Genomic DNA, 13,391 nt, shown 5'->3' on the forward strand with positions numbered 1-13,391 from the left:
ATGTCGTTGCAGTTATTATTTGAGTGCCTTTCAGAAGAAATACCACCGAGAATGCAGAATTCAGCTGCAGTTCAAGTTAAGAGTTATATTACCAGTGCTTTTAATAAAAACAATTTAAGATTTGCATCTATAGAGGTTTTTGTAACGGCACGTCGCATTACCCTATTTGTCGACAACATAAATGCTTTGGAGCTAAAGGATTCCAATAACGAAGTTAAGGGACCAAACATTAACGCACCAAAAAGTGCTATCGAAGGTTTTTTAAGAAAATATCAGAAAAATGAAGAAGATTTGCTCGTTCGAAAAGTAAATAATGAGGATTTTTACTTCATTAAAAGAGAAAGCTGCTCATTTAACATTCAAGAGTTTCTTAAAAATCAACTAGGAGAAATATTAAAAAATTTCTCTTGGCCAAAAAGTATGAGATGGGGCGAAGGAAAAGAAAGGTGGGTTAGGCCAATTAAAAACATTTTATGCATTTTAAATGATGAAATAATACCTGTGTCTTTTGCAGGGATCACAGCATCTAACACAACATATGGCCATCGATTTCTCTCAAGTGGTACAGCGTTAACTGTTAAAGCACCTAAAGACTATTGTGAATTGCTAGAAAAAAACAGTGTAATTCTCCAAATGGACAAAAGAAAGCAATTTATACTAGATCAGATTAATAAATTCACAAAAGAGCAGAATTTACAACTTGAGAAAAATGATTATTTACTAAATGAATTGACAGGGCTTATAGAATGGCCAATTGTACTATTTGGTAAAGTGAGTCAGGAAAAATCATTCGGATTACCAAAAGAAGTAATACTTAGTATAATTAATACACAACAAAAATACCTTGCTTTGAGTGATGGGCCAAGAATTTCATATTTTGTTACTGTTGTTAATGTCAACAATGATAAAGTTGTTAAAGGGCACGAAAGAATATTAGAAGCACGTCTTGCTGATGCCCAATTTTTAATATCTCAAGATAAAAAGGAAAATCTAGATTATTATGTCAAAAAATTAGGTTCGATATTATTTCATGCTTCACTTGGCAGTGTGGGGGAAAAGGTAAAGCGTATTACGGCTCTGTCAAAGTATATAGCTATATTTATTCCACATGCTTCGCTGATAAAAGTTGAACGTGCTGCATATTTGGCAAAAGCTGATTTGGCAACATCGATAGTAAGAGAGTTTCCAGAATTACAAGGAGTAATGGGTGGATATTATGCTTCTTATTTTCACGAAGATAAAGAAATAGTGGAAGCTATAACTGAACACTATAAGCCAATCGGGCCAGAGCAGGAATGTCCTAAATCCCCTTCAGCAATTGCTGTGTCAATTGCTGACAAAGTGGATAGCTTAGTTGGTTTAATTGCAGCAGGTGAGAAAATCTCTGGTTCGTATGATCAGTTTGGTTTGCGGAGAATGACAATTGGTATAATTAGGACAATACTTGAAAATAATTTGCATATTCCAATTAGGCTAATGATAGACAAGTCAGTATCTTTATATTCAAGGCTTCTATTTAATAAAAATACAACGTCAGTTGATAAGCCAAATAGAAAACAAATTTCAGAACTAGTATTTAGATTCTGCTTAGAAAGATTCAAGGTTATTTTAAAAAATAGAGATATAAGGCAAGATGTCGTAGATTCAATACTATATAAAATCGATATTAATGATCTGCTGACAGCAGAAAAGCAAACTGTTATATTGGATCGTTATCTTAGTACGCCAGAAGGTGAACAGATTCTAAGCACTTACAAAAGAGTCAGTAACATGATGAGCAAAGTAAGGAAAAGTGATGGCACTACTTATAGTGCATCTTACGGTAAGAGATTTTTGATTGAAAATGAAGAAATTGCGCTATCAAATTGTGCTATAACTGCTTGTAAAAACATAAAACAAGCAATAAAAAATAACCACTTTAATGCAGCGCTTGATGAACTTGCTGGTTTTGCTCCGTTTATCAATCAGTTTATGGACAGTGTAAAGATTAACTGTGATTCTGATAAGCTGAGAAGAAACAGATTATCTTTGCTTGAAAATGTAGTTTCCGTCTTTCATTTAGTAGCAGATTTTAACCTCATACAGGTTAAGCAATGGATAAATGCTCAGGCAATATAAAGAACAAATCAAATCATCTCCACAGTCCTGTGGCGTGTATAAGATGGTTGGAGATAAGAATAAGATTTTATACATTGGTAAAGCAAAAAACTTGAAGTCGAGGTTATCCGACTACCTTCAATTCGAAAACCTTTCTGAACGAATTAGAGTTATGCTCTCACAGGTTATTAAGGTTGAAATATTCATCACTGAGAATGAAATCGAAGCACTGCTTCTTGAAGCACAGTTAATAAAATCGTTGAAGCCACCTTATAATATTGTGCTTAAGGATGGAAAATCTTATCCTTATATAACAATTTCCAAGCACGATTATCCAAGAATAGCAAAATATAGAGGCAAATTTAAGAAGAATGAGTTTCATTATTATGGTCCCTTTACATCTGTCGCTGCTGTTAAGCAAACTATATTATCATTGCAAAGAGCTTTTCTCTTGAGAGTATGTTCAGATCAATACTTTTCCTCAACAAAAAGACCATGTATTGAGTATCAAATTAAGCGCTGCTCAGCACCATGCATAAACAAAATCACAAAAGACGACTACTGCCAATCAGTAAAACAGGCACGAAATACATTGCTTGGAAGAAATAAGGAAGTGAAAGAACAGTTACTTTTCACAATGAGAAAGTGCAGCAGTGAAGAAAACTATGAGCTTGCTGCTATATATAGAGATCGGGTAAAGTTTCTTGAGCAAATTCAAATGCAGCACACGGATTTTTCTTTTGAAAAAGATGCAGATTTCTTCAGTATTGTACGTGAAGAGGATCTAGCATGTATTAGTGTGTTATCGTTCAGAAATAAAGACAACTACGGCAGCACTCCTTACTTTGCCGAGAACTGTGGTGATCACTCAAATGATGAAATTTTATCCACCTTTTTGGTCAATTTTTATAATTCAGCTAACATACCTCCAATACAAATTTACGTTCCAGATTCTATTGTGGATAAGGAAATTATAGAACAAGCACTATATAAGGTTGCTCAAAAGCCAGTAAAAGTTCTGCATGCAAAGAATAAAAAAGAGCGTGATTTATTGAAATTTGTTTATGATAACTCTCAGCATAGCTTAGAGCAGAAGCTTATCGATTATAGAAATAACCTAGAAAAGCTTGAAGAGCTTAGCAAAATCTTCTTGTTACCAAACATTCCAAAGCGTATTGAGGTTTATGACAATAGCCATATATTTGGAAACCAACAAATTGGTGTAATGGTTGTTGCAGGGCAGGAGGGTTTTTTAAAAAGTGAGTACAGAAAATTTACTATAAAGGAAAAATTTTCAGGCGATGACTATAAAATGATGAGGGAAGTGCTAACCAGACGTTTCTCCGGCAATATAAAAGGCATAATACCTGATTTTTTACTGATTGATGGTGGACCAGGACATGTTTCCATAGTACAGAATGTACTGGAAGTATTGAATATAAACGTTCCTTTTGCTTGTATGGCAAAAGGTCCTGATCGTAACGCAGGAAATGAAAGATTTTATATGCTGGGCAGGGAAGAATTCAGTCTGGCAAATGACAGCAAAGTCATGCTTTACTTACAATCGCTGCGTAATGAAGCCCACCGCTTTGCGATAACTTCACATAGAAAAAAACGCGATAAACAGTTTATAGTTTCACAATTAAGCAAAATACCCGGCATTGGCAACAAAAGAAAAAAAGCGTTGATGTCTTATTTTGGTTCAGTGAAAAATATAAGCAAAGCTTCTCTGGTTGAAATTCAAAACGTACATGGAATTAGTAAAGGTTTAGCAGAAGTCATTCTTAAACACGTGAATTATAAGAGAGGAGTACTGGAATAACACCAAACCCGTTTTATTGTTAAAGCAGATATTCATACACTTTTCCTCAGAATCTCTTCATTGAGAAGCTACTCTGTTAAAACGTAACCGTTCACGCAATGGCGTCAACTTAAGGAAAAATATAAGCGATAGTGTGTAAAATTTCTCTCTAAATTTTTTCTCATTAAATTATCTAAAGAGTGAAAAAAAACGCTGTTGTTTCTATAAAAAAGTTTAAAATGTGTCCTTTTTAGACGAAACATGCAGAAAGGAAAAAATCTTATTCTACAAATTAAAAATATAATATACTCGAAAGCTTTTCAGAGAATCCATTGTGTTGAGTTTCACACGAACAAGAAAACTTCCTTTTACGACAGTATTTTCTATGATTTTAAAGTTATAGCATATCTCATAATAGTCCGAACGTATTATAGGAAAGCAGAATCAACAGCATGACGAAAAGATTTGAATAGAGGAATGTTTTTCCTAGGGAGTGTTAAATAAACTGTGTCAAACCGAAAAAAAAGTAATAAATTGATATAAAAAAATGGAGGTTTGACAATGAGTCAGAAAGTAGTAAACAGAACTACCGGTTTGGTAGATTATAAAGAATTAGAAACAAATATCCTGTCGTCTATACGAGAAGGAAGACCGTTGACAGGAAGAGATGGAGCATTAACACCGTTTATAAAAAAGTTGCTGGAGGTAAGCCTGGAAGGTGAAATAGAAAACCACTTGTCGGCTAAAAGCGAAGAGAATAATCGAAGAAATGGGAGAAATGCAAAAACTTTACGTACAAGTGCAGAGCTATTAACACCAAGAGATAGAGAAGGAAGTTTCGAACCACAAATAGTCAAAAAAAGGCAAACAAACTTACATCCAGAGCTTGAAACGAAGATTTTGAGCACATTTGCCAGTGGTATGGGCTACAGAGATAGGGAGTGTTAAATAAACTGTGTCAAACCGCATTTTTAGTTCGACTCAATTTTCAATCTGCCAGGAAAGAAAACATCAAGTTGAGAGATAGTTAATGCCCAATCATGTACAGGCATCGTCCACTTTTCCTCTGCCTTCTTTATAGCACAATATACCTGCTTATACAAGGCATTTATGCTGGTAAATGAGCCTTTGGTCTTAGTGAATTTCCTAATTTGCCTATGTAGCCCCTCTATGGGATTGGTGGTGTAGATTATCCTCCTAACTGGACCAGAATACTTAAAATAACCAGACAAGTTTTCCCAATTATTCTGCCAAGATTTTATAACCATAGGGTACTTTGTGCCCCATTTTTCATCCAATTCCAACAGATAATTCTCGGCAATTTCCTTGCTTGAAGCTTGATATACCTTCTTTAAATCGCTCAAAAAACTCTTCGCATCTTTACTGGCCACATACTTCAGTGAGTTGCGTATCTGATGCACTATACACATCTGCACTTCCGCATTAGGAAAGACACTGTTTATAGCTGCAGGAAAGCTTTTTAGCCCATCAACGCAGGCAATAAGGATATCTTCTACTTGTATCTTGTCAAAAGCATCTAATGTTTTAAGCTTAAGCATTAGGTGGAGAAGGGAGGAACTCTGTGCTTCTTCTTAGATATAAAATCTGTAGAGGAGATAAGAATTCCCTTCTCAAAAGTATAGGCTGGACGGTATCGTAGAAAAACCTAAATGGTTCTAATTCTGTATTCACAAGGTTAGCCTTACTTTTCATTTTAAATAGTAACGTATGGGGTTATATATGATCAACAACTTTCTGGGAATAGATGTATCAAAAGATCGCTTTGATGTTTTTCTCTCATTTATAAGTAAAAAAGGAAAACGTGAAACTAGGAAAAGAAGCTTTAAGAACGATGATAATGGGTTTCAAGGTCTGCAGAGCTTTCTACAAAAACATAACGTAGAGCAAGTGAAAGCTTGTATGGAAGCTACCGGTTGTTATAGTGAAGCTTTGGCTGAATTTCTACACAATGCTGGACATTTTGTAAGTGTTGTAAATCCTTATTGTATTAAATCTTATGCGAGGAGTAAGCTTGTAAGACAAAAGAATGATCAGACCGATGCAGAAATTATTGCTGATTATTGCCAAAGACAGGAACCTACTCGTTGGACACCACCTTCTCCTGAAATGAAAAAATTAAAACATCTTTATCGTTGCTCGGTTGCGTTAAAAGATGGATTAACATTCGTAAATAATCATTTAGAAAAGAAGGAGAGACTGCCTGAAGAAGTTGCAAATGCTTGGGAAAACCTTGCAGTGAACATAGAACAATCAATAGAAACAATAAAAAACTCCATACGTGAACTATTAAAACAGCACAAAGAGTTGTTGGAAAACTTTCAACTCTTATTGACTATTCCAGGAATAGGAGAGGAATCAGCAATAGCTATTTTAGCTGAAATTCCTGACACAAAGGCTTTTATAAATGCCAGACAATTGGCAGCATACGCTGGAACTATACCACGAAATATAACATCAGGTTCATCTGTATATGCCAAGCCCAGATTAAGTAAATCAGGTTCACGAACACTACGTAAGGCCATGTATTTTCCTGCTATAGTAGCTAAAAATCACAATCCTATTATTATGACTTTTTGCAAGAGATTAAAAGAAAAAGGCAAGCATAATATGGCCATTGTTGGTGCTGCAATGCGTAAGTTGCTTCATATTGTTTTTGGTATTTTAAAATCAAAAAAGGCTTTTAATCCTGACCATATCAAAAGCTACAGGACTAGGAGATTGACTGAAGCTTTAGTAATTTAAAATCGAAAAATGCTTCCATTCTATCTTATGTAAAATGGTATCTTACACAAATTTATTGAATGTAGTTGGTTAGTGTATATGTTGATAAGTGTAAAAGACAAGATTTAATCTGACAGACAAGAATTAACTGACAGAAGAATTGAGGTAGTCAAAACTAATATCAGGCTCTTGTTTAATACAACTACAATCTGTATACCGCTACACAGGACGGGAATTGGCAGTATTTTTTGATTTCACAATATAACTTAGGCAATTTAGATTCAATTTTTGTAATTTTCTTGTTGACTGGCGAGACGGTATCTCCTCTTTCTTTGAGGTCATTTAGCACTCCCAACCAGAAGTTAGCTCCTTCACTTTCAGCCAAATAAAAACCTAATACTTCTTTTTTGCCATTTTGATCTATGCCTAATATGTTATACATGCATTTACTTACGCAATGCCCGTCCTCTTTGACTTTAAAAAACATGCCATCCATGAAAACTATCGGATATACAGACTGCAGCGGGCGACTACGCCATTCGTTGATTACTGGTAGCAATTTGTCAGTAATACTTGATATCTCTGCCGCCGATATTTTGTGATCATAAATTTCCTCAACATGTGACACTATATCTCTATAGCCCATACCACTGGCAAATGTGCTCAAAATCTTCGTTTCAAGCTCTGGATGTAAGTTTGTTTGCCTTTTTTTGACTATTTGTGGTTCGAAACTTCCTTCTCTATCTCTTGGTGTTAATAGCTCTGCACTTGTACGTAAAGTTTTTGCATTTCTCCCATTTCTTCGATTATTCTCTTCGCTTTTAGCCGACAAGTGGTTTTCTATTTCACCTTCCAGGCTTACCTCCAGCAACTTTTTTATAAACGGTGTTAATGCTCCATCTCTTCCTGTCAACGGTCTTCCTTCTCGTATAGACGACAGGATATTTGTTTCTAATTCTTTATAATCTACCAAACCGGTAGTTCTGTTTACTACTTTCTGACTCATTGTCAAACCTCCATTTTTTTATATCAATTTATTACTTTTTTTCGGTTTGACACAGTTTATTTAACACTCCCGATTTTCCTCTTTAGACTCAAATAACCATGAAAAGAGTGATGAGATAGAATCAATAATGGATTTAATTGTTGAAAAAATATTGGATAAGAAATTACTGGGTTGCTGAGTGTCTTGCTGGTTACTTTTTTCTTCTTCTACATTACTTTGTTCTACTTCATTTGATTTTTCCACCTCTTCTTCAGGGTTACTTCTGCTTATAAATGTCTTATCTAGCTGTTTGAATATATTTTTGTCGGAGTTTTGAAAATACATTCGACTTATCTCCTTATTTTCATCAACGTAAATCAATAAAGTTGTATTCTCATTCCCCAATCCATCACATTCACTAACGAGCGATTCATGAGAGTTCTTAATGTCTTTGATAAATTGAAATTTTTCTTCTTCTGAAAAGTCCTTGCATCTTACGTTATAAGTGGTGCCTTTGTATTTAAAACTAAATATCCATCCATGGTCTTTATATTCATCTACTATAGTATTTTCTAAAATGAATGATAAATTTCCATTATGGTATTACCAACCAAAAGTTGTAAGTCTGTACATTTATACATTAGAGGTCTGAGGCGGCTTTTGATGGTATGCCAACAGTGTTCTATGGGATTCAAATCTGGTGAATATGTTGGAAGATACAGCACATGACAGCCAAAAGACTCTATTAATGATTTTGTTTTAGTGGTCTTATGAAATGTAGCATTATCCATAACTATGGTTGTGCCAAGTGGCAATTTAGGTAATAACATCTTCTCCAACCATATATTGAATACCTCTTTGTCACACCCACCTTTGAAAGTCATTGGTGCAATAAATCTCATTCCAATCCACCCGGCTACTATACTGATTCTCTCTCGAGTTCTCCCTGGAATATCTGCATAAATTTTCTTTCCTCTTGGAGCACGTCCATATTCTCGGTATAATTTATTATCAACTCCTGCTTCATCTATATATAAGATGCTGGAATGGTCTATTTTTGAGATTTTATCAATAAACTGCTGCCTATCTTCTTGATTGCGCTCTTGATATAGTGTGACTTTTTTTTAAAGTAATTTTTAGCTGTTTTAGTCTATACCAAATTGAATTTATTCCAAATCCAAGATTTTGTTTCATCTCTGCCAGAGTATGATCTGGATTCTTTGTAACATATTCTTCGAGTATTTTTGGGTCTATTTTTCGAATAAAGCTGCCGTTTTTAGATGGCTTGAGGCTTTCACCAGCAGCTTTCTTTTTTAACCAGCGGTACAAAGTTGCTATTCCTATCTCCAGAAGCTCTGCCACCTCAACCTTCTTCTTCCCTTTTCCTATCATCGATATTGCCTTTTCTCTTAAATCCACACTATACGCCATTATAACCCAAATACCTTATTATACCTTTATCATTTACTTTGGGAAATACTATAGTGGTTTTATCCAGCCTATTTTTCCAAATCTTCTTGAATTAACATACTCTATGCTTCTATCTGTTCTTCCAGTACCTATCGATAACAGTACAATATCATCATTAGGAAATAACCTCTTACCACTCGCATATGCGCAAGCCGCAGGATTATTGGCAAACACCCCGCCATCTATCAACATTCTTTCCTCTTGATTGATTTTTAAGTATTTAGGGGAGAAATAAGTTGGTGCTGCTATTGTTGCTCTGAGTGCATCTTTTAACTTGATGAAATTCCTGTTTTCTCTCCAACTTTTAAGGAAAAATGGACAGTTGTTGTGTATATCATAACTGGTAAGCAGTAGATTACTTGAAACATCAGCAATAGTACTTTCGCAGAAGTATTTATCGAGTACGCATTTTAAATCAGGCTTTGGTTCTTATTTTATGATAATTAACATAATGATAATAAATTATTAAATGGTAAACTATAATATTTATTCCTTAATTTACCGTTGTGTAATAAGCCCCATCTGTAAATTTATCAACACTACTTCCTTCAAGTGAATTTAAAGGTTTATTACAATAGTATATGATTGCAGCAGCAACCAGACAACAAGCTCCAACTGCTATTCCTACCATTAGCATTTCCAAGTAAACTGCAATAGCTATCCCTGTAGCAACTCCAGTTATTGCTAACATAGAAGCAGCTATCACAGGCAACTTACTTTTTGCATTTTGTGGAGCAGGGTTGTAACTAGGTTGTTTGCTGTTACCTTGAGCATTATTTACTCGTTTAGGGTTTTTACTAGCTACTAAATGTACCCCTGTTGATTTTGATTGTGTATCTTCTTTACCACTATTCTTATCTACACTTTTAGGTGGAGCTGGTTGAACAGATGGTGCAGTAACACCTACATTGTTTGGATTCGTAGACTGCTTGTTGTTGGTTTTGGTATCACTTTTTTGTTCTAGAATTGGCGTTTTAACATTTTCATTTGTAACAGCTATATTATTAGGATTGCCATTGAGCACTATAGGTAAAACTTCTGGTTGTGGATCTTGTTGATCACTTTCAAGCTTAGAATTACCCTCACTGAGAGGAGCTTGCTCATTATCCATTTTTGTTATATGTCCGGTAGATTGATTGGATACTTGATCGCTACCAGTTCGTGATTCATCTAACTGAATTTTACTTGAATCACTACGATTATCATCGCTACTAATAGAAGCTACTACATTATCATTCTGAATTGGTTGATCACTTTCGTTTACAAGTTGAACATTATTATCCCTAATATTTACTAAACTTTTCGGCTGTACTACTTGTATGGAATCCTCTCGTATTACATGTCCAGCTAATTGAATAGGAGCTTGTTCATTCTTACCACTTTTTTGTTCTAAAATTGGCATTTTAACAGTAGAAAAATCATTAATAGCATTAGCTAGAACTGAATTTTCTTTATTAAATAGCACTTTTAGACTTTCTTCATTGATCAAATGCAAATTAAGTTCATAGGTATTACCATTAGAGAAAGAAAATTCGACCTCTCGATCAGACTTTTTAAAAATTTGAGCAACACTCTGACCATTAAGGAGAAAAATTTTAATTGTTCTGTTGTTAGGCAAATTCTTTAATGCTTCAATAGTACTAACAGTCCCTCCACGAGGAACAACCTGTTGAGCACCCAAAGTTGCAACACGCAAATCTCCTGCATTTCCTGTTTTGGTAATGACATCTCCCATACCGTAACCTGTACTTGCTACAAGCTCTTTTTCATTACTTGGTACAAGTATTTGTTCAGGAATTCCTGGAGTGTTACTGCTACCAGCTTTTTCAGAATTCATTTGCTGATTCTCATCACTCTGCACTGCGATTTGTACATTATTATTGCTATGATCACCTAAAGATGAATTTGTTGAAGAAACTTCAGCTATTGTTAACGTTGAGATAGCTGCGGTAGAAGAAGAACCTCCATTAAGTTTATTACTCTTTTTCTTCATAAGTGCCAAGCTATCCTGGATAGTTATCAACTAAGGTTTTCAATAGCCTCAGACTAATAGTGTTTCCACTGAGATAATAATTATTGTTAACAAAAAAAGCAATATCAGGAACGTTAACTTTTAACCCTTCACCTCTTCCATGTCTAGGTAAAGATAGCATCATGGCTAACAAGTTATCAAGTGTGTGAAAGATTATAAACCCGTCTTCACCAGGTTCAGAATCCTCATAAATTACTACTTTCTGTTCATTACTAGATCCAGAATATTTCATCATTTCAGAAAGTGAAGCATCTTTATGTTTGTTCTTTACTTGTTTAAAATATTGCTCATCACCATTTGAATGGGTATTTGGAATGAGGTAACTTGGTACAGTGGATACATTATACAATACTGTAACAAGGTAAGAAAGATAATAGTATATAGATACACTATTATCAGACTTAAATTGGTCAGGTTTAAGATTTGCAATAAGATTGCGATGCACGTCCAATGGATGAGCATAAAGTGAAGAACTACTACTTATTCTTAATTGTTCACCCACGTGTTTATAACCCATAGAACCAAGTGGTAATGAAGGTATGAAATCTGATTGATTAACTACTCTAATAGTTTTCTTTCCAAGGCGCTCTTCATAAACCTCAGCAGCAGCAGAATCGAAAACCCTTGGAGAAGCAAAAGTTGCAACATGCAAATCTTCTGCACCCTCTCTTACACTTAAACATAGAGCAGCTATGGTGGCAATAGCACCTCCCATACTATGACCTGTAAGGTTAATTTTAAAATCTTTAATTTCTAACTGTTGATCATTAGCATATCCTTTTAATATCTTGTAAACACTTTCCCAAGAATCTTTAAATAAAGAGTAAAAACCTGAATGGATTTTTCCACCTTCAGGCAAAAGCTCACCTGAACTAGTCAAAATCACTTCAGCATCTTTCATGTAGTCAAACCAATTACGACTACCGCGGTAAACTATAGTTATTCCCTTATCTTTTATAAAAACATAACCAGCATGTCGATATGGTTGTTCATTATCACGCATATTATAGAATTGAATTATTTTATAACCTTCTTCCTTAAGTTTAGCTGGAACTCTATAAGATCTTTCCTCTAACTCAGAAAACTTTTTATTATTAAGATTATAATCACCAACATAATAGCCTACCTTAACAAAATTGATGATCTCTAATAACTTCTCTTGGCTAAATCCTGCAATTTCAGTTCTATTTGATCCTAAAACACTTGGCCCTTGCTCTTCTTGAATATCAGTTATTTCAAATTCATCTTGTTCTAGATTTGAATCATCTCCATTAGGTTCCTCATTAAACTGACGTTCATCACCAATGTTATCGGTTAAATCCTCAATAGTTCGGTTATCAACATCTTCAAAACATTCCTTAATATCACCTAATAAACTTTTACCATCAGTTTTGTAGTTATTTAATTCTTGAGGAACGGTAAATGTTACTTTGCCATTTTCATACTCTACTTTACCATCTTGAGACTTAAGCGTGAACCTTAGCTTACTATCACATTTATATTCTTCCAATTGTTCTGAATCTGGATTTTTTACAACTATAACCTCACTATACTCAACACTTACAGAATTTGCACTATTGCAATGAATGCCCATTGTTTTTTCAGGAATTGTTGGTGTTAAATTATACTGAGCAAGTATAGGCTGAATTTGACCATACATCGCAAACTCATACCCTGCTTGATTACAACTAGTAATTAATTCTTCCAGTATGTGATCGTTTGGAACTTCTGCTTTAGCATGCTTGAACATTTCTGTGAAGACTTGCTTTGCAGTTTGGCGGTAATTGTCATCTTTAACTCCTTCACTATGCGTATTGCACTGTTGGCTCACAAATTCCTTATCTATAGCTTGACCATTGATTACAAAACTCATTCTAGGAAGATCTTTATACGCTTGTTTACCAGAATTTACACTGGGATCATTTTTATCAGCTTTTACCTGATCAAGCAAAGATTGTGTCAGCTTAAATTCTAATGTAGTTGTAGAGTCTTGGTCAGGTTGATCTTCAATGCCTGAATCTCTAGAATGGTGACGATCTTCAGTTCCAATTATTTCTCCGCTTACATCAACCCAACTTGAATCCAGGGAATCAGCTCGAATAACCATATTTTAATCCTCTATTAATAACTAATTAAGTATAGCACTAAACATTAATTTTGCCAAGCAAACCTTTTAACCCCAATTTATGGTGTATGGTCCCAGAGAGTGATGAATTGTAAATAAATTAGGAGCACTGGTTACATATAAATTCATAAGGTTTTGA

At 34.6% G+C, this 13,391-nt stretch carries 8 protein-coding genes and 5 pseudogenes; 5 read left to right on the forward strand and 8 right to left on the reverse strand.

The genetic code is table 11. From position 1 onward, the window contains the following. The 4 genes and pseudogenes from glyS to ACQH1X_RS03425 form a co-directional block, all read left to right on the forward strand. Positions 1-2,118, forward strand: coding sequence for a glycine--tRNA ligase subunit beta (gene glyS, locus ACQH1X_RS03410; RefSeq protein ID WP_425386547.1), 2,118 nt, complete (start codon positions 1-3; stop codon positions 2,116-2,118). Continuing rightward, positions 2,102-3,919: an excinuclease ABC subunit UvrC gene (uvrC, locus tag ACQH1X_RS03415; RefSeq protein WP_425386548.1), complete on the forward strand. Its 1,818-nt coding sequence runs from the start codon at positions 2,102-2,104 to the stop codon at positions 3,917-3,919. Before glyS ends, uvrC begins: the two co-directional genes overlap by 17 nt. Positions 3,920-4,159: 240 nt before the next feature. Beyond that, positions 4,160-4,298 (forward strand): annotated as a pseudogene (locus tag ACQH1X_RS03420) (IS4-like element ISWosp8 family transposase); the annotation flags it as partial. A gap of 161 nt (positions 4,299-4,459) precedes the next feature. Next, positions 4,460-4,834 (forward strand): annotated as a pseudogene (locus tag ACQH1X_RS03425) (transposase); the annotation flags it as partial. A 35-nt stretch (positions 4,835-4,869) separates the two neighbouring features. Here ACQH1X_RS03425 and ACQH1X_RS03430 read toward each other — a convergent pair. Then, positions 4,870-5,415: pseudogene (locus tag ACQH1X_RS03430) on the reverse strand (IS256-like element ISWpi15 family transposase); the annotation flags it as partial. 223 nt (positions 5,416-5,638) lie between these two features. Here ACQH1X_RS03430 and ACQH1X_RS03435 point away from each other — a divergent pair. Further along, the gene (locus ACQH1X_RS03435; RefSeq protein WP_425385829.1) at positions 5,639-6,661 is read left to right on the forward strand and encodes an IS110 family transposase; all 1,023 of its coding nucleotides are present in this window, start codon (positions 5,639-5,641) and stop codon (positions 6,659-6,661) included. Positions 6,662-6,962: 301 nt separating this feature from the next. Here the strand turns inward: ACQH1X_RS03435 and ACQH1X_RS03440 are convergent. The 7 genes and pseudogenes from ACQH1X_RS03440 to ACQH1X_RS03470 form a co-directional block, all read right to left on the reverse strand. After that, positions 6,963-7,646: pseudogene (locus tag ACQH1X_RS03440) on the reverse strand (IS256-like element ISWpi15 family transposase); the annotation flags it as partial. Between the two features lie 60 nt (positions 7,647-7,706). After that, entirely contained in the window at positions 7,707-8,030 is a 324-nt protein-coding gene (locus ACQH1X_RS03445; RefSeq protein WP_425386549.1) for a hypothetical protein, read from the reverse strand. A gap of 167 nt (positions 8,031-8,197) precedes the next feature. After that, positions 8,198-8,698 carry an IS630 family transposase gene (locus ACQH1X_RS03450; RefSeq protein ID WP_306794344.1) on the reverse strand — a complete coding sequence of 167 codons (501 nt, stop codon included), beginning with the start codon at positions 8,696-8,698 and terminating at the stop codon, positions 8,198-8,200. Positions 8,699-8,708: 10 nt separating this feature from the next. Continuing rightward, a complete protein-coding gene (locus ACQH1X_RS03455) occupies positions 8,709-9,056 on the reverse strand; it encodes an IS630 transposase-related protein (RefSeq protein WP_425385784.1) in 348 nt (115 codons plus the stop codon). Positions 9,057-9,107: 51 nt separating this feature from the next. Next, positions 9,108-9,497 (reverse strand): annotated as a pseudogene (locus ACQH1X_RS03460) (patatin-like phospholipase family protein); the annotation flags it as partial. Between the two features lie 91 nt (positions 9,498-9,588). Continuing rightward, positions 9,589-11,088, reverse strand: a complete 1,500-nt coding sequence (locus ACQH1X_RS03465; protein WP_425386658.1) for a TomO hydrophobic C-terminal domain-containing protein — start codon at positions 11,086-11,088, stop codon at positions 9,589-9,591. A 10-nt stretch (positions 11,089-11,098) separates the two neighbouring features. Next, positions 11,099-13,234, reverse strand: a complete 2,136-nt coding sequence (locus tag ACQH1X_RS03470; RefSeq protein ID WP_425386550.1) for a lipase family protein — start codon at positions 13,232-13,234, stop codon at positions 11,099-11,101. Positions 13,235-13,391: the final 157 nt, after the last annotated feature.

This window comes from Wolbachia endosymbiont (group A) of Barypeithes pellucidus (genome assembly GCF_964030885.1).
GTDB lineage: Bacteria > Pseudomonadota > Alphaproteobacteria > Rickettsiales > Anaplasmataceae > Wolbachia.

Bases quoted from the DNA above. Each gene is read 5' to 3' on its own strand.
- ACQH1X_RS03470 (WP_425386550.1), bottom strand. From the start codon at position 13,234: ATGGTTATTCGAGCTGATTCCCTGGATTCAAGTTGGGTTGATGTAAGC.
- ACQH1X_RS03465 (WP_425386658.1), bottom strand. From the start codon at position 11,088: ATGAAGAAAAAGAGTAATAAACTTAATGGAGGTTCTTCTTCTACCGCA.
- ACQH1X_RS03435 (WP_425385829.1), top strand. From the start codon at position 5,639: ATGATCAACAACTTTCTGGGAATAGATGTATCAAAAGATCGCTTTGAT.
- glyS (WP_425386547.1), top strand. From the start codon at position 1: ATGTCGTTGCAGTTATTATTTGAGTGCCTTTCAGAAGAAATACCACCG.
- ACQH1X_RS03455 (WP_425385784.1), bottom strand. From the start codon at position 9,056: ATGGCGTATAGTGTGGATTTAAGAGAAAAGGCAATATCGATGATAGGA.
- uvrC (WP_425386548.1), top strand. From the start codon at position 2,102: ATGCTCAGGCAATATAAAGAACAAATCAAATCATCTCCACAGTCCTGT.